Raw genomic sequence first — 21,961 nt, forward strand, 5'->3', positions numbered from 1 at the left:
CATGATCGATCTCTCTGCCGGTGAAGACGGCCAGGCCAGCGAAGCCCGTCTCGCGCAGCTCAGCGCACACGCCATTTCGCAACCGCTGGTGACCCACATCTACACCGCCGACCCTTCGGCGCACGTGTTCGAGGGGCGCCTGTACATCTATCCGTCGCACGACATCGACGGTGGCCAGCCATTCGACGATGAAGGCGGCCACTTCGGCATGCAGGATTACCATGTGCTGAAGATGGATACGCCCGACGGCACCGCCGTCGATTGCGGCATGGCGTTGCACGTGCGCGACGTGCCGTGGGCGCGGAAACAGATGTGGGCTCCCGATGCCGCCTGTCGCGATGGCCGCTACTACCTGTACTTCCCGGCCAAGGACGCCGAGGGCCGGTTCCGCATCGGCGTGGCAATCGGTGCGCGACCGGAGGGCCCGTTCGTGCCTCAACCGGAGCCGATCAAGGGCGCGTACTCGATCGACCCGGCCGTGTTCGAAGACGAGGATGGCAGCCACTACCTGTACTTCGGCGGCATCTGGGGCGGGCAACTGCAGAAGTATCGTGACAACCAGTACGACGTGGCACACGAGGAACCCGAGGGCAGCACACCGGCCCTGGGGCCGCGCGTGGGCCGCCTGGATGCCGGCATGACCGAGCTGGCCGAGCCTACCCGCGAAGTGCAGATCCTGGATGAGCATGGCCAGCCGCTGCGTGCGGACGACCACGCGCGCCGCTTCTTCGAGGGTCCGTGGCTGCACAGGTACCAGGGTCGCTACTACCTGTCGTACTCCACTGGCAACACCCACCAGCTGTGCTACGCCGTGGGAGACAGCCCGTACGGGCCGTTCACCTATGCTGGCGTGATCCTCACCCCCGTGGTCGGTTGGACCACCCACCACTCCATCTGCCAGTTCCAGGGACAGTGGTACCTGTTCTATCACGATGCGCTGATGTCCGGCGGCATCACCCACCTGCGCTCGGCCAAGTGCACGCCGCTGCACATGGAGCCGGACGGAAGCATCCGCACGATCAATCCCTATGGGGCCTGAGCGCATGTTGCCGAGGGATGATGCGCTGGCCCCGCTGCCGGCCGGTGAGCTGCACTGGTTGAGGTGCGGCGAACTGGAGGTTGCGCTCGCCGCAGGGGCGGGCGGGCGCATCGCGCACCTGCGTTACCGGGGCGTGGAATGGCTGGTGGACGCGCAGGAGACCGGGGCGGCGGCGATCGCCTGGGGCTGCTACCCGATGGTGCCGTGGGCCGGGCGTATCCGCCGTGGACAGTTCCGTTTTGACGGCATGCCGCATCGGCTGCCGCTTAATTTCGGCGGGCATGCCATCCATGGCGTGGGCTTCACGCGGCCCTGGCAGGTCGAGCGCATGGAGATGGCTACGGCCACGGTCTCGCTGGCGCTGCCACGCGACAGGTACTGGCCCTTCGGTGGCGTCGCCCTCCAGGAAGTGAGCCTGCACCCTCATAGCCTGCAGCTGCGCCTCTCGGTCCAGGCCGGCGAGCAGGCGATGCCGGCGGTGCTGGGTTGGCACCCCTGGTTCCGGAAGCCGGACCGGTTGCTGTTCGATCCTCGCGCGATGTATCCGCGGGACAGGGAAGGTATTGCCACGCTGCCCCACGTGGAGCCCACCACCGGCCCCTGGGATGACTGCTTCATTGCCGACGGTGACATCACGCTGGTACGCGAAGGCCAGAGCCTGCGGCTGAGGTCGGACCACGACCACTGGGTGGTCTACGACGCTGCGCCGCACGCCACCTGTGTCGAACCGCAGAGCGGCCCGCCGGACGGCTTCACGCTGGCACCGCACCGGCTGGAGCCTGGCCAGCGCCTCGCGTTGACGTTCGAACTGGCGTGGGTGGCGGACAGCAGCTGAAGCCCGGCCAGAGTGTCGGTGCGCCGCCCGGACCGGTTGCGGACCCTGGTGCCTGACACGGGCAGCGCCTCACCACCACGTGCGATCTGCTACAGGTTCCAGTCAACCCGCATGCCCGCGATCAATGCATTCGGCAGGTCCCGCTGCCGCGCAGGTTCGTTGAACTGGTCCGGATGCACGATGTAGTGCAGGTTCGGTGCAATCCTGAGTTGCGGGGTGAGCTGGATGCCATAGCTCAGCTCCATCATCACCTGGCTTCCGTGCGGGGTGCCGCTGCCGCCGGCGGCAGCGCGGGCCAGGCGGAGGTTCTCCAGCGCGATGTCGCTGTACTTCTGCCGGGTGACGACGAAGCCGATGCTGTCCTGCGGCCGGCCGGCGAGCGTGCCTTTCTGCACAAGCCCGGCCTGCAGGAAGTGATCCTCGATCAGCTGGCCGGAGGTACCCTTGAGCGCCGCGCCGAAAAGGGTCAGGCCGCGGCCATTGCCATCGCCGGTAAGCTGCTGCTCGAAGCGCGCGAACGCACCGGAGCGACCGTGGCGTGCCGCGTACTCCTGGCCACTGAGCAGCGCGGGAATGCCGTTGGCATCGCGCAGCGGATCGCGATAGGTCGAGTTGTCCTGCCAGCCACCGAGTTCGTAGCGGGCTTTCAGTCGTGCCGAAGCAGGGCTGCGCCAGCCGATCGTGTAGGGCACGATCCAGCCGGTGGCCTGGTTCGTGTTCCACTTCAGGCCATGCTGGCCATCCTCGGCCTGGCCGGGATCGACCTGGTAGGCACCGATGCGGACATAGACATCGGGCGTCACCCAGGCCGTGGCGTCGGCCATCCAGCTCGATACGGGCCACCAGGTGAAGTTGCTGGTGCGGAAAACGTAGGTCGGGTTGCCGCACGCCGAGTTGCCCTGGAAGTACTGGCACAGCTCCGACCCGAGGTGGTGGATGTTGGCGACGCTGCGACCGGCCTCCAGTACCAGCCGGTCATCCAGCAGTTTCTGCTCCAGGGTCAGGTTGGCCAGGCGCGTGCCCTGGCCGCCGTAGATTTCCTGCACCGAGGTGCTGTTGCCGGTGCTGCTGTTGGCGAGGTTGGTGCCGTGGCGATTGATGCCATAGGCCTTGATCGTTGCCCCCCGCCAGCCGAACGCAGCGTCGAGGTCAACATCGGCGCCGAACATCAGCTGGCCGGCGTAAGCGGTGCCGCTGCGCTTGCCACCATCGAGCGTGGCGGCCGCCTCGCCGGTGTAAGCCAGTTTGGGAGTGAGGACATCACTCGCGTTGGCAGCTACGGCCAGTGAGGGCAGGGCCAGCAGGATCGCTACCGGCACCAGGCGGCAGGAAGGGCAGGTCATGGGCGGGGTTCCTTTTACAGGGTGGGGGCCGTGACCGGCTTCTTGAGGATGCGCAGTGCAATCGCGGTGACCGCCACGCCGGCCAACAGCGCCAGCAGGTAGACACCAAGATGGGTGACCGCGTTCGGGATCGGCAGCACGAACACACCGCCGTGCGGCACCTTCAACTCGACGCCTGCGGCCATCGAGATCGCACCGGCCACGGCCGAGCCGAGGATCAGCGCAGGAATGGTGCGCAGCGGATCGCGTGCCGCGTAGGGAATAGCCCCCTCGGTCACGAAACTCAGGCCGAGCACGCCAGCGGCACCGGCGGTGCCGCGCTCCTCGGCAGTGAAGCGGTTGCTGAACAACCACGTCGCCAGCGCGATGCCCAGGGGTGGCGTCATGCCGCCGATCATGGTCGCCGCCATCGGCGTGTACACCTGGCTGGAGATCAACGCGGTGGAGAAGGCGTAGGACGCCTTGTTGACCGGTCCACCCATGTCAACGGCCATCATGCCGCCCAGCAGCAAACCGAGCAGGATCGCGCTGCTGCCCTCCATGCCGCGCAGCCAGTCGGTCAGCCAGGCCAGCAGTGCGGCCACCGGCGTGCCGATCACGTACATCATCAGCAGGCCGACCAGCAGCGTGCCCAGCACCGGCAGGATCAGCACCGGCTTGAGGCCTTCCAGGCTGCGCGGCAGGCGCAGCGCACGGTTGATCCAGTGCACGCCATAGCCGGCGATGAAGCCCGCGAGGATGCCGCCGATGAAACCTGCGTCCATGTTGACCGCAACCAGCCCGCCGATCATGCCGGGCGCGATGCCGGGGCGGTCGGCGATGGAGTAGGCGATGTAGCCGGCCAGCGCCGGCACCATCAGCATGAAACCGGACTTGGCGCCGATCTGGAACAGCGACCAGGCCAGCGTCCCCTTGTGTGCGTCGTCGAAGGCATAGATGCCGCCGAGTGCGAACGCCAGGGCGATCAACAGGCCGCCGGCTGTCACGAAAGGCAGCATGAACGACACCCCGGTCATCAGGTGCTTGTAAGGGCCGGTGCTCATGTTCTTTTCTGCGGTACGGCCCGAAGCCGCTGTCCCCGCGTGCACGCCGGCCTCGGCCAGCGCCTTGCGGATCAGGTTCTGGCCATCGTTGATCGCCGGTTTGGTGCCGCTCTTGAACAGGCGCTTGCCGGCGAAGCGTGACAGATCGACTTCGCGGTCGGCGGCGATCAGCACCAGGTCGGCGGCGGCGATTTCTTCATCGCTCAACGCGTCCTGCGCGCCGACCGAGCCCTGCGTTTCCACCCGGATCGCATGGCCCAGCACCTTGGCAGCCTGTTGCAGGCCTTCCGCCGCCATGAAGGTGTGGGCGATGCCGGTGGGGCAGGAGGTGACGGCGACGATGCGCTTGCCCGCATCAGTGCCGTGGTCACTGGCCGGCGCGGAAGCGAGCGGTGCGAGCGCGGCCGCCGGATCGTCCAGCACCTCGCCCAGGCTGGCATGCACGATGCGGGCATTGCCGAAGCGTGCGATGTCTGCCTCGCCATCACCCACCAGCAGCAGCTGGTCGATCGCGGCGGCGTTCGCGGCGGGCAGTGCGCCGGTAACGCCCTGGTCGCTGCGGATTTCAATCATCAGCTCAAGCCCGCGCTGGCGGGCCGCGCGGCGCAGGGCCTCGGCGGCAAGTACCGCCTCGATGCTGCGTTCGCCAGCGGCGATGACTACGGTGGAAGCGTGCATGGGAACTCCTGGAATGCTTCGGGTTCGTCCTTGCCGGAGGCATCGCGGGTGGCCCGAAGCCAGCCGCCGCTCCTCCGGCAGGTGTTTCAATCCAACCGCTCGATCAGTACATCGCCGGCCCCGGCGCGCACCTGCGCCGGATCAAGCCGCCGCGCGTCTCCGCTATCCAGCCGGCTCATCGAGAACGCCGTGGCCAGTCGTGCACAGGCGGCCAGGTCGAGGGAGCGCTCCAACAGCGCGGCGGCGATGCCGGCGACCATGGCATCACCGGCGCCCACCGTGCTGCCCTGGGCCAGACGCGGCGGTCGCGCGACCAGTGCGCCGGCGCGATCAATGAACAGCGCGCCGTCGGTCCCCATGGAGATGGCGACGAGTGCGACACCGCGTTCGACCAAGGCCTGGCCTGCAGCGCGCAGTGCGCTGCGATCCGGCAGCGACGTGCCGGTCCAGGCCTCCAGTTCGTGGCGGTTGGGCTTGATGGCGTAGGGCAGCGCGCCCTGCGCGCCGTCCAGCGCAGCTGCAAGCGCATCGCCGCTGGTGTCCAGCAGCACGCGCGCACCGGCCGTTCCGGCCTGCGCCTGCAACCGCGCCCATGCATCGGCCGGTAGTCCGTGCGGCAGGCTGCCGGACAGCACGACCGGCAGGCCGGGCGAGAGCAGGGCGCCGAGCTGGCGCGACACCGCGTCCAGATCGGCAGCGTCCACGGCCAGGCCTGGCAGGTTGATGTCCGTCGTTTCGCCGTTGGCCTCTTCGACCAGCTTGATGTTGGTGCGGGTATGGCCCGGAACGCGCAGGCAGCCGTCAATGATGCCCCGCTCACGGAACAGCGTGCGGAACACGCCGTCGTTGCCGTCGCCCAGCACGCCCAGCGCGGTGATCGGCACGCCCCAGTCGGCCAGGCAGGCCGCCACGTTGATGCCCTTGCCGCCTGCGTCGTCGCGGGAGCTGCCGGCGCGATGCACGCGGCCTGGCTGCAGGCGGGCCAGGCGCACGGTCTGGTCGATGGCCGGGTTCAGGGTCACGGTGACGGCGCGGGCAGTCATGCGCGCGCTCCATCGAGGCCGCGCACCTGCTCGGCGGTTTCGCACCCCAGTGCGGTGCTCGCCAGCGCTTGCAGTTCGGTCATCGCGGTGCCACGCAGGCGCGCCTTCACCGCCGGGATGTCGTTCGGAGTCATCGACAGTTCGTCCACGCCCAGGCCAGCCAGCAACATGGCGCCGAAGGGATCGCCGGCCAGGCCGCCACAGACGCCGACCCAGCGCCCATGCAGCCGTGCGCCTTCAACCGTGGCGCGGACCGCGCGCAGCACCGCCGGATGCAGGCTGTCGGCCTCGGCGGCGAGTTCCGGGTTCTGGCGGTCGATCGCCAGCACGTACTGGGTCAGATCATTGGTGCCGATCGAGAAGAAGTCGGCATGGCGCGCCAGTACGTCGCTCTGAGCGGCCGCGGCCGGCACTTCGATCATGATGCCGATCGGCACCACCGGCGCCTCCAGCTCGGCACGCAGGCGCTCACAGATGGCGCGCAGTGCGACCAGCTCGGTCACCGACGTGATCATCGGGAACATGATGGACAGGCGTGCACCGTCCTTGGCGGCGCGATACAGCGCACGCAGTTGCGGCTCCAGCAGGTCAGGGCGGCGCAGCAGCAGGCGCGCGCCGCGCACGCCGAGGAATGGATTCTCCTCGCGTGGCAGCTCCAGGTGCGCCACCTGCTTGTCGCCGCCGATGTCGAGCGCGCGCACGATCAGCGGGCGGCCGTCGAGTGCCTTGGCCATGGCCAGATAGGTGGTGTACTGCTCCTCCTCGCTGGGCGTACTGCCACGTTCGAGGAACAGGAACTCGGTGCGCATCAGGCCGACGCCTTCCGCACCCTGTTCCAGTGCCAGTGGCACCTGGTCGGGCAGGTTGACGTTGGCGCCGATGTCGATGCGGTGGCCGTCGGGGGTCTGGGCCGGTTGCGCGCGTTGCGCGGCTTCGCGCTCGCGGATCTGCTGCTGTTCGGCGATCCATTCGCGTGCCGAGGCGAGATCGGCATCGGAGGGTGACAGGTAGAGCCGCCCACTGCTGCCGTCCATGATCGCTTCGCGGCCTGGCTGGATCGCCAACAGCCCGGCGCCGCCGGCCACCAGCGCCGGCAGGCCCAGCGTGCGCGAGAGGATGGCGGTGTGCGAGGTCGGCCCGCCCTGCGCGGTGGCCAGGCCGAGCACGCGACCGGTGTCGAGATTGGCGGTATCCGAAGGCGACAGATCTGTGGCGATCAGGATGCACGGTTGCGACGGCAGATCCGCCAGGCCACCACCTTCAGCAGAAGGGTCAAGCTGCGCCAGCACGCGCCGGCCGACATCACGCAGGTCCGCCGCGCGCCCGGCCAGCACCGGATTGCCCAGCGCCGCCAGCCCGGAGGCGATCTGCTCGATGGCCTGGTGCCATGACCACGCCACACCATGGCCTTCAACCATCAGCTGGCAGGTGCGGGTGATCAGGTCGGTGTCGTCGAGCAGCGCGGCCTGCGCCTTGAAGATCGCCGCATCCGAAGCGCCAAGGCGGCGCTGGGTGTCGTCCTGCAGGGCGGCCAGCTGCTGGCGGGTGCGGCCGAGTGCATCCTGCAGGCGTGCGCCGCCCTCGCCAAGCGGGGTAGGACGGTCGATGACTTCCGCCTGCGTGCTGGCCAGCACATGCACCGGGCCGATCGCCAATCCGGGGCTGGCGCCGATGCCAATGATCGTTGCCTGCGCTTCGGGCGGTTTCCACCCGGCGACAGGTGCTGCTGCCTTGCGCTGGGCTGCACGCTCGGCATCAGCCCTTTCCTGTGCGACCAATCCATCCATGACCTTGCGCAGCGCAGCCAGCAGCGCGGGGGCATCGGCGCCCTCGGCAGAAACACGCACGGCATCGCCCTCACGCAGCCCGAGCTGAAGCAGCGCTACCAGACTCTTGGCATCGGCCGCCTGATCGCCTGCGCGGACCTGCGCGCGGGCTGCGAAGCCGCGCGCCGTCTCGGCCCAACGCGTCGCAGGACGTGCGTGCAGTCCGTTGGGGTACGCGACGGTCCATTCGAAGCGCTCGGCCAGATCTACCGCTGGCGCGTGGGTGGCGGCAATCGCAACATCGCCGGCCAGCGCGTTCACGATCTCGCCCGCCTCGGTGGTGATGAACAGCCGCTGCAGCGTGGACTCGTCCTGGATCAGCCGGGTCAAGCGGCGCAGCACCGTGATGTGGGTATCCGACTGGGCAGCGATGCCGACCACCAGACGGGTGACCTGTCCCGGGTTCCATTCCACGCCTTGCGGCAACTGCAGCACGGCGATGCCATCGCGGTGCACCAGATGGCGGTCCTCGCCAAGCCCGTGCGGGATTGCTACGCCGTGTCCAAGGAAGGTGTTCGCCAGCGTTTCGCGCCGCCCCATGCTGGCTTCGTACCCCGGCGCCACGCAGCCGGCCGCGACCAGCATCTGGGCGACCTGCGCAATGGCATCGGTCTTGTCCTGCGCCCGCGCGTCCAGGCGGATCAGTTCCCGGCTGGCCGGGGAAGGGGAGGTCTGGGGCGACAAAGGGGGCTCCGCGGAAGGGGTGGCTGAGACGTATTGGGAACGTTCCCACTCGCCATTTCAATGTGCAGTGCACAAAAATCCAATAGTCCTTTGGCGTTAACATGGTCCTGGACGGCCGTCCGGCCCAGAAAAGCGCTCGATTCCGGGAACGTTACCAGTGAGCATCAGCATCAATGACGTCGCACGCGTGGCGGGGGTATCCAAGTCCACGGTGTCGCGGGTGCTCGGCGGCGGCCCGGTCAGCGAGGCCGTGCGCGGCCGGGTGGAGGCGGCGATCCGCCAGACCGGATATCACCCCAACCTGCAGGCAAGACGCCTGCGCGCCCGGCATACCGGCATCATCGGCCTGATCGTGGCCGATATCCGCAACCCGTTCTTCACCGCGCTGATCCGCGCCGTGGAGGAAGTCGCATACCGGGAAGGCCTTCGCGTCACCCTCTGCAACACCGATGAGGACCCCGAGCGCGAGGCGCTGTATCTGCAGTTGATGCATGAGGAACGCATCAGTGGGCTGATTTTTGCGCCCACCCGGACCACGGTGGGGCGGCTGGACCGGCTCACGCTGGATTACCCTACGGTCCTGGTCGACCGTGCCGCACCGGGTGGCACGATCGACAGCGTGGTCCTCGACAACGCAGCGGCGATGTCACGCCTGGTCGAGCACCTGGCCGAGCGCGGTTATCGCCGCATCGGTGGCCTGTTCGGCAGCACCAGTACCACGGCGTCCGAACGCCGCGACGGCTATATCGCTGCAATGCGCAGGCACGGGCTGGAACCGGACTACCGGGAGGTAGAGCCCACGGCCGAGGCCGCCATCGCAACGGTCGAGCAGTGGTTGACCAGTCCTTCGCGTCCCGATGCGCTGGTCGCCAGCAACAGCCTGCTGCTCATGGGCGCATTGAAAGCGGCCCGCAGCGCTGGGCTTGCGATTCCAGGAGAGCTGGCGCTGGCGGGCTTCGACAACGAGCGATGGACCGAGCTGGTCGAACCGGGTATTACCGTGGTCGAGCAGCCGGTTGAAGAGATGGGGCGAGCTGCGATGTCGCTGTTGCTGGAGCGCCTGCGCATGCCGGAGCTGCCGGTACGCAGACTGGTGATGACGGGGAGGTGCGTGGTGAGAGGGTCAACGGCTGCGCGATAGTCCGGCGCCGCGCCTGCGGCAGTAGCAGTCGCAGGCGCAGTCCATGAGGCTGGCACTGGGGTGTTGGCGGGTCGCGCGTTGTCTGCTAAAAGCCATCTGGACACGCAGACCGGATGGATCATCGCCTTGTCAGAGCCTTATTCAGCGCTGTTCCGCCTGCAGTTGCGCCACGAAGATCTCTCCAGGTGGCTGGCGGCGCCCCTGCCTTCGCCATCCCGATGGTCCGACTGGCGATGCATCGCCGGGCCGTGGCGCTTGCGCAACGGTGAATGCCTGGCGTCTTCAAGCGACGAGGCGTTGGATGAACTGCTCATAGACTGCCAGGCCCTGCTGGCCCGCTACCCCGACAATCGCGCCGCATTGAAGGCCTTCCTTGCATCCGCGCAGGCCGAGAATATCCAGGTTGCCGCCTATGACCGCACTGGTACGCACTTTGTCGCGGGATCGCTGACGTATTCGGAAAGCCTCTACGATCTCATCGCGTTTCTGACTGTGGCACGGGGCGCGGCCGATTTCCTGAAGGCAGGCGACCACGGGGTGGCACTGGTCCACGACTATCTCTGGGCAGAGGAAGGTGAGCGCGAGACCGTTGCCGCGATTGCCCTGGCCGGCCAGGGGGAATCCGGATTCCTTTCTTCCACGGACCTGGATGCCGCTGCCGCGCCCTTCGACGCCTTGGTGGATGCCATGCTGGACGCTGAGGACGACCCGGCGTTTCAACCACGCAACCAGCTTGATCAACTCTGACCGGCGCCGCGTGGAATCCAGAAAAACGACAGCCAGGAGCCCGATATGAAAGGACATCACGCCCGTCGCGCGCACCGCCGCATGCGTTGGCTCCTGACACTGGGCCTCGGCGCCCTGGTGGGACCCGCCGTGGCAGGCACAACGCAACCGGAACGCACCTGGCTTGTCAGCGGGGCGGAGCTCATCACGCTGCTGCAGGGCAAAGGCGCTGACGGGTTCTGCGATGGCGAACAGTGCCGGGGGCTGTCCAGCGCCCGGGCCAGCAGCTACATTCTGGGTGTTGCCGATGCCAGCCGCGGGCAGTGGTGTGGGCAGGGCCGGATCCTTCCGCATGAACTGGTCGATCAGGTGTCTTCCCATCTCCGGCAGCTGCCCCGCGAGCGATTGCAACAGGATGCGTCTGCCCTGGTTGTCGAAGGGCTGCGCGCGGCGTTTCCCTGTGGTCGCGGCACATCGCCTGCTGGCAGTGCCGAGCCCGGCAAGGCACGCTGAGACGCGTGGGCTGGGCGTTGGCAACGCGGGCTGCAGCCTGCGTAATGAACACATCGGTGTTCTGCACGCTGGCGACACGATGCATTCACGACCGCCGACACCCGCGCCCGCGACACTGCATGCTCCTTCCTCCGCATGAGGTGCCCCATGGCTACCTGTGATGTCTGCGGCAATGACTACGACAAGAGCTTCACCCTCCAGCAGGGTGGACGCAGCGGCACCTTCGATTCGTTCGAGTGCGCCATCCACGCGTTCGCACCGCGCTGCGCACATTGCGACTGCGCGATCATCGGCCATGGCGTTGAAGGAAGCGGTCAGATCTTCTGCTGCGCACATTGCGCCGGTCATGCCGGTGTAAAGGGAATCGCAGACCGGGCCTGAGCCCGCTCCGGCCTGTCATGCCGGGACTAGCGAGGCGAGCCGTGCGACCCGGGCTGCACCCGAATCGGCGAGCAGCGCCATCGCACGCTGTTTCCGGGCCGGCGTCCCCGCCACGGCCTCCCGTGCCACCACTACGTCGAATTCCCTGGCGTTGGCGTCCAGCGCAGTGGCCAGGACACACGAATCGGCCGTCATCCCAGCGAGCCAAAGGCTGCGCACGCCAAGCTTGGCCAGCAGAATCGGCAACGGGCTGGCCAGGAACGCCGAATGCTTGGGCTTGAGCACGAAGTAGTGGCCGGGCAGGGGAGAGAGGAGGTCGGCAATCCGCCCGGCCGGTCCTCTGTCCCGCTGGCACTGTGCTACCTGCTGGCGGAAGTCACGCTTCCAGTCGGAAAAATTGTCATTGGCGTAGATGACCGGCCATCCGTGGTCATCGAAGTGGTCTCTCAAGCGCCGGATCTGTCTGGCCGCCCGCTCCGCAGCCGGTGCCAGCGCCTGCGCACCCGGGAAGTCGAAGCGACTGAACATATCGATGATCAGCAAGGCCGTTGACGGAGCATTTCCCATGGCTCAATCACCTGTCTGCGCGTGCGGAGCTTCGACCGGCTTGGATTGCGGTGAGTCCTTCTGCCGCAGGAAGATCGTGAGCACGACCAGGGACAGCACGGCAAGGAATTCGCTCTGCCAGTTCTGCATCGATTCGAACCAGAACGTGCTGCTGCCCAGATGCTCCAGGAAACCCGGTACCGGCAATTCCTGCAACTGTTGCTCGACCTGCTCGGCGCGCCAGCTACCCAATGCATGCAACGTAAAACTGAGCAGGAACAACAGCCCGAAGGCAATCGCAAGCGAGTGAGCGTAGAGCACCTTCCATGCGCCACCGCGGCGAACCGGCCACGGCGCAGGGCCCGGCTCGACGCGGTTCTGCTCCTGCGCGGGGTCCAGCGGCCGGGATTCGGCTGAGCCACGCTGGCGCAGGCTGACGGTCAGAAGAACGTACATCCCCATCTGCAGGAACTCGCTCTCCCAGTTTTCGAATGTAGCGCTGACAAAATGCCCGGTCGCCAGGTAGTGCCACAAGTCGACCGGCGCGCGTCCGTGCTGCGTCAACGTCTGGTTGTGCACGTGATGTCCCGCAACTGCCTGCCCGACAATGAAGACGACAGTGAGTGCAAGCAGCACCAGCGAGAGACCGTTGCGTTTCCACATGCAACACCTCGTTCAGGCTGACCGGAAACCGTGCATGCAGCTTGCGCCGGTAGCGCACCATGACGCGTGAATCCGGCGCATCCAGGATGTGAGGCGGCCTCAACGCTTGCCCGTCGGATCGGGGTCGGGACGTTCGTAGTCCTCAGGTACGGCCTTGGGGCCATCGCCGTCGTCCGGCATGTCGTGCGCCTTCCACTTCGCTCGATCATTGCGCCGCTTGTCCGGGGTGTGCGCCTTCGATTGATCGTCCACGTCTGTTGTTGGATTGAAAGGCAGCTTGTCGTTCATGCTGGGCTCCTGTGGCGGGTGTTCGCAGCGTGACCCGGTCGGGGTTAACGCTACGACGCCGCGGAATGAACGCTGTGCACACCTGGATGTCACCGGGGCGGGAGGACGTCCCTGCGATGCTGTCGTTCAGATCTTCTGGAGAAGCACGATGCAGGCATTGACCTATCACGGCCGCAAGGATGTGCGCGTCGAGACCGTGCCGGACCCGGTGCTGGCGGCTGAGGACGATCTGATCCTGAGGGTTACCGCCACCGCCATCTGTGGTTCGGACCTGCACCTGTATCGGGGCAAGATTCCCGATCTGCACGACGGCGATGTGCTGGGCCACGAATTCATGGGCGTGGTGGAAGAGGTCGGCAGCGGCGTAACGCAGGTGAGGCCGGGTGATCGTGTGGTGATCCCCTTCGTGATCGCCTGTGGCGAGTGCTTCCACTGCCGGCTGGCCGAGTATGCCGCCTGCGAGACCACCAACACGGGCAAGGGCGCTGCGCTGAACCAGAAGGGCCTTCTGCCTCCGGCGGCGTTGTTCGGATACAGCCATCTGTATGGCGGCGTGGCAGGCGGACAGGCCGAATTCGTGCGCGTGCCCAAGGCGAATGTGGGCCCACTGCGCATCCCGGAAGGCGTGGCCGACGAACAGGTTCTGTTCCTGTCGGACATTCTGCCCACCGGCTATCAGGCCGCGCTGAACGCAGGGGTCAAGCCGGGCTCGACAGTGGCGATCTTCGGTGCCGGTCCGGTTGGGCTCATGAGCGCGGCCTGCTGCCGGCTGCTGGGGGCGGAGACCATCTTCATGGTCGACCATCTTCGCTACCGCCTGGACTACGCGCGCCGTGCCTATGGTGTGACGCCGATCGACTTCAAGGAGATCGAGGACCCAGCCGACTACATCCTGACCCAGACCAGTGGGCGCGGCGTGGATGCCTGCATCGAGGCCGTCGGTTTCGAGGCCGAGGGCAGTGCCCTGGAGTCAGCGCTGACCGCCGTGAAACTGGAAGGCAGCAGCGGCGTGGCCGTTCGTCAGTGCATCGCAGCCGCCCGCCGCGGCGGCGTGGTCAGCATTCCCGGTGTCTATGCCGGTTTCATCCACGGGTTCCTGCTGGGCGATGCGTTCGACAAGGGCCTGACATTCAAGATGGGGCAGACCCACGTGCAGGGACTGATGCCGGAACTGCTGGACGCAATCATCGAAGGAAAGCTGGATCCGGGGGACATCATCTCGCACCGGATGCGCCTGGCCGACGCAGCGCAAGGTTATGCGATGTTCGATGCCAAGGACGACGACTGCCGCAAGATCGTATTGACCCCCTGAGCAGGCCGTCATGAGCGCGATTGTCATGGCCGGTGTCTACGCAGTCTGGCTGGCCGCCGGTGCGCTGGACTTCCACTTTCACCGGCGTACCGACCTGCCGCACACGTCCGCGATGCGCGAGAGCCTGCTGCATGGGCTGCAGCTGCTGCTTATCGGCAGCGGCGTGCTGGCGTGGCTCGTGCTGGAAAGCACGTGGTTGCTCGTCGCGCTGCTGGCAGTCCTGGTCATCGCGCATGCAATCGCCGGCTACCTCGACACCGTCAGCGCGGACGGGCGGCGACGCATCAGCCCGGCCGAGCAGCACGTGCACAGTGTGCTCGACGCCGCTCCCTGGGTGCTGCTGGGCGGGGTGGGGTGGCAGGCCGAGCCTCGTTGGGCAGTCAATGTGGCACCGGCAGCACCGGCGCTGTGGGGGTTTGTATTGCTGCCGGCGCTTGGGCTGGTGGTGTTGCCATGGCTATGGGAACTGCGCCAGTGCGTGCGTGCAAGCGAACAGCGCCAGCGGTGACCGCGTGAGGAACACTGCGCCGGGTATTCATGTGGCCGCCACATCGCCAAGACAGTGATGTGACCGCAGGGCGCCTACGTTCATGACCTATCTTCATTGCAGACCGGCCATGCAGGATGTGACGTCGCCTTCTTCGCTGTTCAACCGCGCGCGCCAGGTTCTCGCCCAGCAGCCCGCACTGCCTTTGCCCGGAAGTGGCCACACGCTGCAGCGTTGGCGGGCGCTGGCGGCGTGGGGGGCAGAGGACCTCTGCTTGGCCAAGGTACTGGAAGCGCATTACGACGCCCAGGCGATCATTGCCGAGCTGAACGCGCCTAGGGTTGCTGAAGGGCAGCTGCTGGCGGTGTGGGCCGCAGAAGGCCCAGCCAACACCCTGCGCATCGACGCCGGCGGTGGGCTGTATGGTGACAAGCCCTGGTGTTCAGGCAGCGCGTGGGTGGATGCGGCACTGGTAACCGTGCGGAACACACACGGCGTGTGTCTGTGCCATGTGGCGGCGGAGCATTGGTGCACGCTTTCGGGTGAGCCCTGGCCGGCGGCTGGCATGGCCGGCATTCCGTCCACGACGGTGCGCTTCGACGGCGCACCGATGACGATTCTGGGGCCGCGCGACGCCTACCTGCAACGGCCGGGCTTCTGGCATGGCGGAGCCGGTATCGCGGCGGTCTGGTTTGGCGCAGCGGTGGCACTGGCTGAACGCATGCGGCCGGCCTGCAGCGACGGCAACCGCGCACGGCTGCTGGGTGCAGCGGACCTTGTGCTGGGGCCGGCTGCGGCGCTGCTTCGCGAAGTGGCCGCGCGCATCGACGACGCGCCCCAATCGGCGCATCGGGGAGACGTAGTGCGGCTGCGCTGCGTGGTCGAGCGGGCGGCGACGCGCGTCCTGGACCTTGCAGGTCGCGCGCTCGGTCCGGCGCCGATGTGCCTGGAAGACGGTCACGCCCGCCGCTGGGCGGACCTGACGGTGTTCCTCAGGCAGTGCCATGCCGATCGCGATTGGCAGTGGCTGGGTGAGCAGCGGGCAGCCGAGGAGACCGCATGGGCGCTGTAGCCAGCACACCCCTGCAAGGAGGGGGAACTCAGGAACAGGCCTGGCTGCGCTGCGATTGGCTCTGGCAGCAACCGTCCACGTCCGCCCGTTCACTGTGCGCCGACCATGACCGCCTTGTGGTCGTCGCGCCGCATCCCGACGACGAGATTCTTGGCTGTGGCGGGCTGCTCCATCATGCCGCGGCACAGGGCATGGAGGTTGGCGTCATTGCCGTGACCGATGGTGAAGCGTGTTATCCGGGTGAACCGTGGTGGACACCGGAGCGCCTGCGGTCGGCGCGTCGGGCAGAGCTTGCAGCGGCATTGGCGGAACTTGGGATTGCGGCCGACGCGACGTTTCATCTCGGCATCGGCGATGGCGCGGTCAGCAAGCACGAACAGGGCCTGCAGGACTGGCTGCAGCAGCACCTGCAGCCGGGCGATCTGGTACTGGCGCCCTGGCGCTTCGATGGGCATCCCGATCACGAAGCGGCAGGGCGTGCAGCCTGCCGCGCCGCGCGCGCAGTGGGTTGCCGTCGCCTGGAGTACCCGGTGTGGGGCTGGCACTGGCTGGATCCGGCCTGCGCGCATATGGCGTGGGAGTCCCCGCAGCTTGTCGACATTTCCGCAGTGACGTCGGTGAAACGAAGTGCGATCGCCCGGTTCCGGACGCAGACGGGCAACGTGCCGGGCCTGAACAGCCCGCCGGTGCTGCCTTCCCATGTACTGGCCCGATTTTTCCGCGATTACGAGGTATTTCTGGCATGAGCGCGCAACCGTACTTCGATGAACTGCATGAGCAGGAAGACCCTTTTGGCTACCGCAGTCGGTGGTATGAAGAACGCAAGCGTGCGTTGCTGCTGGCCAGCCTGAGCCAGCGCCAGTTCAATCGTGGCTGGGAGCTGGGATGCTCCAACGGCGTGCTGACCGAGGCCCTGGCGGCCCGCTGTGAGCGCCTGCTGGCCACCGATATCAGCCCGCGCGCAGCGTTCCGGGCCCGCCGCAACCTGGCCCACCTGCCGCACGTGCAGGTCCACTGCGCCAGCCACCCCGAGCAATGGCCGCCGGGGCGCTTCGACCTGATCGTCTGCGGTGAGATGGGCTACTACCTCGGGACGAGCGCCCTTCGCGAGCTGCGTGCCGGAATCGATCAAGCACTTCGTGACGACGGATTGCTGGTCGCCTGCCATTGGTTGCCCTCGTTCCCCGGGCGGATGAGCCGGACCGAAGTCGTGCATCGGTGCCTGGGCCACGGCCTGCACGAAGCCTTCCACTATCGCGATGCGGACTTCGTGCTGCAGGGCTGGACGCGCGGCACGCTCTCACTGGCCCGCAACGAGGGCCTGCGGTGATAGGCGTTCTGGTCCCCGCGCACAACGAGGCAGCCAGCATGGCGCGCTGCCTGCAATCGATCCGAAGGGCGGCCCTGCACCCGGGCCTGGGCGGCGAAGCGGTCGAAGTGGTGGTTGCACTGGACGCTTGCTCGGATGCGACGGCGTCCATCTGCCACCAACAGCGCGTCGGCATTGTGCGGCTGGATGCACGCTGCGTGGGGATTGCCCGCGCAGCGGCCGCCGTCGAGCTGCTGGGTCGCGGCGCCACGTGGTTGGCCAGCACCGACGCTGATAGCGAGGTCCCTGGCGACTGGTTGGTTGGACAACTGGAGCAGCCGTGTGACGCCTTCTGCGGACTGGTGGACATTGCGGCGCGCTGCCCGTCCGAACATCGCCTGCGCAGGGTATTCCAGGGGCGGCAGCAGTGGGGGGAAGGTCACGGGCGCATCCATGGTGCCAACCTGGGTGTCTCTGCCCATTTCTATCGTGCGGTCGGCGGTTTTCCTGCCTTGCGCTGCGGGGAAGACGTTCAAATGGTGAGGGCGCTGCAGGCCTGCGGCGCGGATGTACGCTGGGCCGGTGCTCCCGTCGTCTTCACCAGTGCGCGTCTGGAAGGGCGCGCCGCAGGGGGATTTTCAGCCTATCTGGCGGAAATGGGGGCGGCGGGTGCCCCTGCCGTGCTGACCGGGCCGGCCATTGCGTAAACACCGGCCATTTCGCCGCACCGCAGCAGGCGGTCGCGCCGTCAGGCGTCTCCGATTCAGGCCGAATCCCATGAAACCCGGGCACATCGGCCAATATGTGACGCGCTCCCTGTACGCGTTTACGGCGCGTGAACGCTGCCGACCATAGATTGATCGGCTGGGAAAGCAGGAGCGGCCGATGCCGAACAGCGCGATTGTCTACGCCAGCCGGGCTGCCCCCGGGTTCACGCCGGAACGCCTGGCTGCACTGATGGAAGATGCGGCCCGCTTCAATCGATCAGCGGGCGTGACCGGGGTCCTGTTGTTTGACGGGCAGCGCTTCCTGCAATACATGGAAGGCCCCGCGGACGGGCTGGATGTTGCCTTCTCCCGCGTAAGCGGGGCCCGCAGCCACACCGAACTGACCGAACTCGGGCGTGGCCGGGTCGGGCAGCGGCGGTTGCCGTTCTGGCCGATGCGCTGCCTGTCGGTCAGCGCGAGCGAGCTGCAGAGGATCGCCCTTGCCGACTGGTGCCGTTTCATCCAGCGGGCAGTAACCAGCCAGGACGAAGCCGAAGCGATGGAGAAGCTGCTTGCAGTCGTTGAGCCCTACGCGAACGCCGCCTGAAGTGCGGGACGGGTGCTAGCGTGTTGTGCAGCTGATCACACGCCGCACAGTGTCCTGCAACTGATCGATGTGGAATGGCTTGGCCACGAAGGCAGCCCGGCGGTGGCGCTGTGGCACCAGCTGGTCATAGACCGCAGAGACGAACAGAAAGGGGATGCCAAGTTCCGCCAGGCGATCAGCGACTGGAAATACCACGCCGTCTCGAAGCTCGACGTCCAGCACGGCGCCGTCGAACCGCTGGGTATCCAGCAGTCCCAGCGCGTCGAACACGCTGTAGGCGTGTGTCACCTGGTCGCCAGCGTCCTCAAGTGCATGTTCCATCAGTGCTGCCAGGTCGAGCTGGTCTTCCACCAGCAGCAGGTTGCATCTGCGCTGGCTCAATCCGGATTGCATGTGTGCAGCCTGTGTTGCTTCGGGAACGCCAGTCTGTGCTGTGTAGCATCAATACGGTGCGTGCGGCTTGTCAGCCCGGCGCGAAGCCCGTGAAGCGCGCTTCCAGCACCGTATAGGCAGCGTGCAGGGCCGGATGGAGTTTGTTGACGGCGCCTTGGCACGTGCCATGGATACTGCCGCCGTCCCCCGCATCGGAGCTTTTCTCATGCCGCTATCCGGAACCGATTCTGCTTCCCCCCGCGTGCTGCGTGTCGAGTGCATGCCGCTGGACTGCGGTGGCACAGCCGTCGTGGTGGAACTGGACCGCATGCCTGAACGGACATGGATGAAGTCGCTCAAGCGGGCGCTGCAGGCCGACGATGTCCTGGAGGACGCGCACGCCAAGTTCGATGGGCGCTTCGTGTATGTCGTGGGCGTGGAAGGCGGCGCTCACCGTATGCAACATCGTGTGGTACAGGCGCTGGTGGCAGCGGACGCTCCGCGCGCTCCGGCTGGCAGCCTGCGAAGTCGAGCCGGCGGCACGGCACTGTCCAGCCCGATGCCCTGATCGCAGACCACGAAGTCCGTGGATGCTATCGCTGCATCAGGGCTGCGTGCAGCGCACACCTTGGGCGGTTCACACCTCCCGACGAGGCGGTCGCCTGCTGAAGTGGCTGCGTACCGGGCGCGCCTGACATTGCGGCGGTCTGCGGCTTGTGCCCGACCAGCGCGTCAACGCTATGGGGAAGGGCTACGCAACAGTTCGACGCAGCCTCCACACCGGACTCACCGCGCGTACGACCGGCATCGCTAAGGTAAAGCGGTCCGCAACCATCGGTGGTGCCATGCCTCTTCGTGCGATTGCCTACGTGAGTGAAGCCTCCCGCAACCTGACCGCAGCGCGGCTGCAGCAGCTTGTGGCCGAAGCGGTGCAGTTCAACGAATCCGTCGATGTCACCGGCACGCTGCTGTTCGATGGCTCGCGCTTCCTGCAGTATCTGGAGGGCCCGGAGGCCGGGATCAATGCGGCGTACACGCGCATTCTCGCGGCCGGCAGCCACAGTGGGATCGTCGAGCTGAACCGGGGCAGGGTGGGGCGTCGACAGTTTCCGCACTGGCGGATGCGCAGCGTGCGGGTAGACGAACTGGCGCTGGGAAAGATCGCCATCTCCGACTGGACCGGCTTCGTACGCAGCGCGTCGGCGCTCGACTCGGGAAGCAGTGCGCTGGATCGTCTGCTGTCGGTTTCGCCGTTGCAGACGGATGCAGGTGCGGGAGAGACCCTGGAACCGGACTGGCAGTCGGTACGATGAAGGCCACAGCCGCCCCGGTTGCGTCCGACCCACCACGCGTCGGTTGTGCGGGATGGTCGCTGCCGCGGGCGGATCAGAAAGCGTTCGGCGCGGGCGACAGCCTACTGCAGCGCTACGCCACACGCCTGCCGATGGTGGAGATCAACTCTTCCTTCTATCGCCCGCACCAGCGCAGGACTTACGCGCGATGGGCCGCGAGCGTGCCGGAGGGCTTCCGGTTCACGGTGAAACTGCCGCGCGAGATCAGCCATGAGCGTCGGCTGCGCGATGCGATGCAGCCGCTCGAACAGTTCCTTGAAGGCGTGCTGGAGCTGGGTGGAAAGCTGGGGCCGCTACTGCTGCAGTTGCCGCCAAGCCTGGTGTACGACGCGGCCACGACCAGGGAGTTCCTGCGGGGCCTGCGTTCACGCACCCAGGCCGATGTGGCGTGCGAGCCGCGCCACCGGAGCTGGTTCACACCGGAAGTGGATGTACTTCTGAGTGCGCATGGCGTGGCACGGGTCGCTGCGGATCCGGCACGTGTGGCGGCGGCAGCGATTCCCGGCGGTGACCGCACGTGGAGCTACTGGCGCTGGCACGGTCAACCGCAGATCTATCGCAGTGCGTACAGCGAACAGGCCCTGGCGGAGCTGGCGGAACGACTGCGGCGCGAATCCGGCGCGCAACGACCCGCCTGGTTCGTACTGGACAATACCGCACTGGGCCTTGCCACCGGCAACGCCCTGCGCCTGCAGGCACTTCTGCAGGAGAATGCACATGCCTGAAGGCCCTTCGATCGTGCTGCTGCGCGAAGCAGCGAGCCACTTCAAGGGGCACGTGGTCCGCGCCGTATCCGCTAACAGCCGCATCGACCTGTCACCGCTGCAGGGCCGCAGGGTCAAGGCGGTCCGCAGTTGGGGCAAGCACTTCCTGCTGGAATTCAGCCGCCACACGCTGCGCATCCACCTGATGATGTTCGGCAGCTGGCGCATTGACGAACGGAAACCGACCCCGGCGCGGGTATCGCTGGTGTTCGACAACGGTGAGCTGAACTTCTGTGCGTGTTCCGTGCGCTTGATTGACCAGCCTCTGGACGACATCTACGACTGGCGGGCGGACGTGATGAATGATGCCTGGGATCCGAAGCTGGCCCGGCGCAAGCTGAAATCCATGCCGGACGTCCTGGTCTGCGATGCGCTTCTGGACCAGAGCGTCTTCGCCGGCGTGGGCAACATCATCAAGAACGAGGTGCTGTTCCGGATAGGCGTGCATCCGGCCACCCGGCTGGGCGACCTGCCGCCACGCAGGCTTACCGCCATGATCGAGCAGGCCCGCGCCTACAGCTTCGATTTCCTGGAATGGAAGCGTCGCTTCGAGTTGAAGAAGCACTGGCAGGTTCACACCAGGAAGGCCTGTCCCCTGTGCGGTGGCCCGATCAGCAAGCTCTACATGGGGACCGCGCGGCGACGCACGTTCTTCTGCCCCAATGATCAGGTGCTGTACCAGCCCTGAGGCTGCCATCCGTGGCAGCCGGCTTCCGGGGCGCGTCGATCAGGCGGCCTGCGCGGCCTTGGCGTTGCCGCCGCCCTTGGCCAGCAGGGTCAGCTTTTCGTCAGTTGCCTTCTCTTCCTCAAGCGTCTCCAGCAGCAGCGGCAGGGCATCCTTGTAGCCCAGCTGCTTGGCCAGCGCGGCGATGGTGCCGTAGGAAGCAATCTCGTAGTGCTCCACCTTCTGCGCGCCACCGATCAAGGCCGCATCCCGCACCGGCCCCTTGTCGATGCTGTCGATCACTTCCTTGCCTTCCTCCACCAGGCCCTCCATCGCCGCACACTTGATGCGCTTCAGGCGAATGCCGAGCACCTCCACCACCTGATCGATGCGTTCGATCTGGCCCTGCGTTTCTTCCAGGTGCGTTTCGAACGCTGCGGCCAAGTCCGGGTTCTCGGCCGCACGGGCCAGGCGCGGGAGGGCCTTGGTCAGCTGCTTCTCGGCACTGTAGATATCCGAGAGTTCGTGGATGAACAGGTCTTCCGCCGTCTTGATAGCCATACTGG

Annotated in this window: 26 protein-coding genes; 17 read left to right on the plus strand and 9 right to left on the minus strand. The window is 66.8% G+C overall.

What is annotated here, in order from left to right:
* Window position 1 precedes the first annotated feature (1 nt).
* Both AC5P74_RS09605 and AC5P74_RS09610 read left to right on the plus strand, forming a co-directional pair.
* Window positions 2–1,039 carry a glycoside hydrolase family 43 protein gene (locus AC5P74_RS09605; protein WP_346607240.1) on the plus strand — a complete coding sequence of 346 codons (1,038 nt, stop codon included), beginning with the start codon at window positions 2–4 and terminating at the stop codon, window positions 1,037–1,039.
* Complete coding sequence (locus AC5P74_RS09610; protein WP_346607239.1) at window positions 1,029–1,874, plus strand: aldose epimerase family protein; 846 nt, start codon at window positions 1,029–1,031, stop codon at window positions 1,872–1,874. The genes AC5P74_RS09605 and AC5P74_RS09610 overlap by 11 nt, the downstream gene beginning before the upstream one ends.
* Window positions 1,875–1,963: 89 nt before the next feature.
* On the opposite strand, the gene AC5P74_RS09615 is transcribed toward AC5P74_RS09610, so the two are convergent.
* The 4 genes from AC5P74_RS09615 to ptsP form a co-directional block, all read right to left on the minus strand.
* Window positions 1,964–3,217 carry a carbohydrate porin gene (locus AC5P74_RS09615; protein WP_346607238.1) on the minus strand — a complete coding sequence of 418 codons (1,254 nt, stop codon included), beginning with the start codon at window positions 3,215–3,217 and terminating at the stop codon, window positions 1,964–1,966.
* A 14-nt stretch (window positions 3,218–3,231) separates the two neighbouring features.
* Window positions 3,232–4,938: a PTS fructose transporter subunit IIC gene (locus AC5P74_RS09620; RefSeq protein ID WP_346607237.1), complete on the minus strand. Its 1,707-nt coding sequence runs from the start codon at window positions 4,936–4,938 to the stop codon at window positions 3,232–3,234.
* 86 nt (window positions 4,939–5,024) lie between these two features.
* Window positions 5,025–5,981: a 1-phosphofructokinase family hexose kinase gene (locus AC5P74_RS09625; protein WP_206620273.1), complete on the minus strand. Its 957-nt coding sequence runs from the start codon at window positions 5,979–5,981 to the stop codon at window positions 5,025–5,027.
* Complete coding sequence (gene ptsP / locus AC5P74_RS09630) at window positions 5,978–8,491, minus strand: phosphoenolpyruvate--protein phosphotransferase (RefSeq protein WP_495204888.1); 2,514 nt, start codon at window positions 8,489–8,491, stop codon at window positions 5,978–5,980. The genes AC5P74_RS09625 and ptsP overlap by 4 nt, the downstream gene beginning before the upstream one ends.
* 157 nt (window positions 8,492–8,648) lie before the next feature.
* Here ptsP and AC5P74_RS09635 point away from each other — a divergent pair, with 157 nt between their 5' ends.
* The 4 genes from AC5P74_RS09635 to AC5P74_RS09650 all read left to right on the plus strand — a co-directional run bounded on the left by AC5P74_RS09635 (window position 8,649) and on the right by AC5P74_RS09650 (window position 11,252).
* Window positions 8,649–9,632: a LacI family DNA-binding transcriptional regulator gene (locus AC5P74_RS09635; protein ID WP_053496588.1), complete on the plus strand. Its 984-nt coding sequence runs from the start codon at window positions 8,649–8,651 to the stop codon at window positions 9,630–9,632.
* A 126-nt stretch (window positions 9,633–9,758) separates the two neighbouring features.
* On the plus strand, window positions 9,759–10,379 hold the full coding sequence (locus AC5P74_RS09640; RefSeq protein ID WP_306672574.1) for a hypothetical protein: 621 nt from the start codon (window positions 9,759–9,761) through the stop codon (window positions 10,377–10,379).
* 45 nt (window positions 10,380–10,424) lie between these two features.
* Entirely contained in the window at window positions 10,425–10,871 is a 447-nt protein-coding gene (locus AC5P74_RS09645; protein ID WP_306672585.1) for a Rap1a/Tai family immunity protein, read from the plus strand.
* 147 nt (window positions 10,872–11,018) lie between these two features.
* Window positions 11,019–11,252 carry a metallothionein gene (locus AC5P74_RS09650; protein ID WP_005416583.1) on the plus strand — a complete coding sequence of 78 codons (234 nt, stop codon included), beginning with the start codon at window positions 11,019–11,021 and terminating at the stop codon, window positions 11,250–11,252.
* 15 nt (window positions 11,253–11,267) lie between these two features.
* On the opposite strand, the gene AC5P74_RS09655 is transcribed toward AC5P74_RS09650, so the two are convergent.
* The 3 genes from AC5P74_RS09655 to AC5P74_RS09665 form a co-directional block, all read right to left on the minus strand.
* Window positions 11,268–11,819: a cysteine hydrolase family protein gene (locus AC5P74_RS09655; RefSeq protein WP_346607235.1), complete on the minus strand. Its 552-nt coding sequence runs from the start codon at window positions 11,817–11,819 to the stop codon at window positions 11,268–11,270.
* Window positions 11,820–11,822: 3 nt separating this feature from the next.
* A complete protein-coding gene (locus AC5P74_RS09660) occupies window positions 11,823–12,461 on the minus strand; it encodes a DUF6766 family protein (protein ID WP_346607234.1) in 639 nt (212 codons plus the stop codon).
* Window positions 12,462–12,560: 99 nt separating this feature from the next.
* Window positions 12,561–12,749 (minus strand): hypothetical protein, encoded by a 189-nt coding sequence (locus AC5P74_RS09665; RefSeq protein WP_053496592.1) that lies wholly within the window; start codon window positions 12,747–12,749, stop codon window positions 12,561–12,563.
* A gap of 148 nt (window positions 12,750–12,897) precedes the next feature.
* Here AC5P74_RS09665 and AC5P74_RS09670 point away from each other — a divergent pair, with 148 nt between their 5' ends.
* The 7 genes from AC5P74_RS09670 (at window position 12,898) to AC5P74_RS09700 (ending at window position 18,243) form a co-directional block, all read left to right on the plus strand.
* On the plus strand, window positions 12,898–14,061 hold the full coding sequence (locus AC5P74_RS09670; RefSeq protein ID WP_346607293.1) for a zinc-dependent alcohol dehydrogenase: 1,164 nt from the start codon (window positions 12,898–12,900) through the stop codon (window positions 14,059–14,061).
* A gap of 10 nt (window positions 14,062–14,071) precedes the next feature.
* The gene (locus AC5P74_RS09675; protein WP_053496594.1) at window positions 14,072–14,569 is read left to right on the plus strand and encodes a hypothetical protein; all 498 of its coding nucleotides are present in this window, start codon (window positions 14,072–14,074) and stop codon (window positions 14,567–14,569) included.
* Between the two features lie 109 nt (window positions 14,570–14,678).
* The gene (locus AC5P74_RS09680) at window positions 14,679–15,620 is read left to right on the plus strand and encodes an acyl-CoA dehydrogenase (RefSeq protein ID WP_053496595.1); all 942 of its coding nucleotides are present in this window, start codon (window positions 14,679–14,681) and stop codon (window positions 15,618–15,620) included.
* A complete protein-coding gene (locus AC5P74_RS09685; protein WP_346607233.1) occupies window positions 15,608–16,366 on the plus strand; it encodes a PIG-L deacetylase family protein in 759 nt (252 codons plus the stop codon). The genes AC5P74_RS09680 and AC5P74_RS09685 overlap by 13 nt, the downstream gene beginning before the upstream one ends.
* Entirely contained in the window at window positions 16,363–16,950 is a 588-nt protein-coding gene (locus AC5P74_RS09690; RefSeq protein WP_070489180.1) for a class I SAM-dependent DNA methyltransferase, read from the plus strand. Before AC5P74_RS09685 ends, AC5P74_RS09690 begins: the two co-directional genes overlap by 4 nt.
* Window positions 16,947–17,636, plus strand: a complete 690-nt coding sequence (locus AC5P74_RS09695; RefSeq protein WP_070489184.1) for a glycosyltransferase family 2 protein — start codon at window positions 16,947–16,949, stop codon at window positions 17,634–17,636. The genes AC5P74_RS09690 and AC5P74_RS09695 overlap by 4 nt, the downstream gene beginning before the upstream one ends.
* A gap of 178 nt (window positions 17,637–17,814) precedes the next feature.
* Window positions 17,815–18,243 (plus strand): BLUF domain-containing protein, encoded by a 429-nt coding sequence (locus AC5P74_RS09700; protein ID WP_070489187.1) that lies wholly within the window; start codon window positions 17,815–17,817, stop codon window positions 18,241–18,243.
* A 15-nt stretch (window positions 18,244–18,258) separates the two neighbouring features.
* Here AC5P74_RS09700 and AC5P74_RS09705 read toward each other — a convergent pair whose 3' ends face one another.
* Entirely contained in the window at window positions 18,259–18,636 is a 378-nt protein-coding gene (locus AC5P74_RS09705; RefSeq protein WP_053496599.1) for a response regulator, read from the minus strand.
* A gap of 166 nt (window positions 18,637–18,802) precedes the next feature.
* On the opposite strand from AC5P74_RS09705, the gene AC5P74_RS09710 reads away from it, so the two are divergent.
* The 4 genes from AC5P74_RS09710 to AC5P74_RS09725 all read left to right on the plus strand — a co-directional run bounded on the left by AC5P74_RS09710 (window position 18,803) and on the right by AC5P74_RS09725 (window position 21,419).
* Window positions 18,803–19,183, plus strand: a complete 381-nt coding sequence (locus AC5P74_RS09710) for a hypothetical protein (RefSeq protein WP_229765966.1) — start codon at window positions 18,803–18,805, stop codon at window positions 19,181–19,183.
* A 277-nt stretch (window positions 19,184–19,460) separates the two neighbouring features.
* Window positions 19,461–19,928: a BLUF domain-containing protein gene (locus AC5P74_RS09715; protein ID WP_346607292.1), complete on the plus strand. Its 468-nt coding sequence runs from the start codon at window positions 19,461–19,463 to the stop codon at window positions 19,926–19,928.
* Window positions 19,925–20,692: a DUF72 domain-containing protein gene (locus AC5P74_RS09720; protein WP_346607232.1), complete on the plus strand. Its 768-nt coding sequence runs from the start codon at window positions 19,925–19,927 to the stop codon at window positions 20,690–20,692. The genes AC5P74_RS09715 and AC5P74_RS09720 overlap by 4 nt, the downstream gene beginning before the upstream one ends.
* The gene (locus AC5P74_RS09725) at window positions 20,685–21,419 is read left to right on the plus strand and encodes a DNA-formamidopyrimidine glycosylase family protein (RefSeq protein WP_346607231.1); all 735 of its coding nucleotides are present in this window, start codon (window positions 20,685–20,687) and stop codon (window positions 21,417–21,419) included. The genes AC5P74_RS09720 and AC5P74_RS09725 overlap by 8 nt, the downstream gene beginning before the upstream one ends.
* Before the next feature lie 39 nt (window positions 21,420–21,458).
* On the opposite strand, the gene AC5P74_RS09730 is transcribed toward AC5P74_RS09725, so the two are convergent.
* Window positions 21,459–21,956, minus strand: coding sequence for a YciE/YciF ferroxidase family protein (locus tag AC5P74_RS09730; protein ID WP_005416567.1), 498 nt, complete (start codon window positions 21,954–21,956; stop codon window positions 21,459–21,461).
* Between the last annotated feature and the right edge of the window lie 5 nt (window positions 21,957–21,961).

This window comes from Stenotrophomonas sp. YJH_SMC_94-11, assembly GCF_059370435.1.

Bases quoted from the DNA above. Each gene is read 5' to 3' on its own strand.
- AC5P74_RS09605 (WP_346607240.1), top strand. From the start codon at position 2: ATGATCGATCTCTCTGCCGGTGAAGACGGCCAGGCCAGCGAAGCCCGT.
- AC5P74_RS09610 (WP_346607239.1), top strand. From the start codon at position 1,029: ATGGGGCCTGAGCGCATGTTGCCGAGGGATGATGCGCTGGCCCCGCTG.
- AC5P74_RS09615 (WP_346607238.1), bottom strand. From the start codon at position 3,217: ATGACCTGCCCTTCCTGCCGCCTGGTGCCGGTAGCGATCCTGCTGGCC.
- AC5P74_RS09620 (WP_346607237.1), bottom strand. From the start codon at position 4,938: ATGCACGCTTCCACCGTAGTCATCGCCGCTGGCGAACGCAGCATCGAG.
- AC5P74_RS09625 (WP_206620273.1), bottom strand. From the start codon at position 5,981: ATGACTGCCCGCGCCGTCACCGTGACCCTGAACCCGGCCATCGACCAG.
- AC5P74_RS09645 (WP_306672585.1), top strand. From the start codon at position 10,425: ATGAAAGGACATCACGCCCGTCGCGCGCACCGCCGCATGCGTTGGCTC.
- AC5P74_RS09650 (WP_005416583.1), top strand. From the start codon at position 11,019: ATGGCTACCTGTGATGTCTGCGGCAATGACTACGACAAGAGCTTCACC.
- AC5P74_RS09655 (WP_346607235.1), bottom strand. From the start codon at position 11,819: ATGGGAAATGCTCCGTCAACGGCCTTGCTGATCATCGATATGTTCAGT.
- AC5P74_RS09660 (WP_346607234.1), bottom strand. From the start codon at position 12,461: ATGTGGAAACGCAACGGTCTCTCGCTGGTGCTGCTTGCACTCACTGTC.
- AC5P74_RS09665 (WP_053496592.1), bottom strand. From the start codon at position 12,749: ATGAACGACAAGCTGCCTTTCAATCCAACAACAGACGTGGACGATCAA.
- AC5P74_RS09670 (WP_346607293.1), top strand. From the start codon at position 12,898: ATGCAGGCATTGACCTATCACGGCCGCAAGGATGTGCGCGTCGAGACC.
- AC5P74_RS09675 (WP_053496594.1), top strand. From the start codon at position 14,072: ATGAGCGCGATTGTCATGGCCGGTGTCTACGCAGTCTGGCTGGCCGCC.
- AC5P74_RS09680 (WP_053496595.1), top strand. From the start codon at position 14,679: ATGCAGGATGTGACGTCGCCTTCTTCGCTGTTCAACCGCGCGCGCCAG.
- AC5P74_RS09685 (WP_346607233.1), top strand. From the start codon at position 15,608: ATGGGCGCTGTAGCCAGCACACCCCTGCAAGGAGGGGGAACTCAGGAA.
- AC5P74_RS09690 (WP_070489180.1), top strand. From the start codon at position 16,363: ATGAGCGCGCAACCGTACTTCGATGAACTGCATGAGCAGGAAGACCCT.
- AC5P74_RS09700 (WP_070489187.1), top strand. From the start codon at position 17,815: ATGCCGAACAGCGCGATTGTCTACGCCAGCCGGGCTGCCCCCGGGTTC.
- AC5P74_RS09705 (WP_053496599.1), bottom strand. From the start codon at position 18,636: ATGCAATCCGGATTGAGCCAGCGCAGATGCAACCTGCTGCTGGTGGAA.
- AC5P74_RS09710 (WP_229765966.1), top strand. From the start codon at position 18,803: ATGGATACTGCCGCCGTCCCCCGCATCGGAGCTTTTCTCATGCCGCTA.
- AC5P74_RS09715 (WP_346607292.1), top strand. From the start codon at position 19,461: ATGCCTCTTCGTGCGATTGCCTACGTGAGTGAAGCCTCCCGCAACCTG.
- AC5P74_RS09720 (WP_346607232.1), top strand. From the start codon at position 19,925: ATGAAGGCCACAGCCGCCCCGGTTGCGTCCGACCCACCACGCGTCGGT.
- AC5P74_RS09725 (WP_346607231.1), top strand. From the start codon at position 20,685: ATGCCTGAAGGCCCTTCGATCGTGCTGCTGCGCGAAGCAGCGAGCCAC.
- AC5P74_RS09730 (WP_005416567.1), bottom strand. From the start codon at position 21,956: ATGGCTATCAAGACGGCGGAAGACCTGTTCATCCACGAACTCTCGGAT.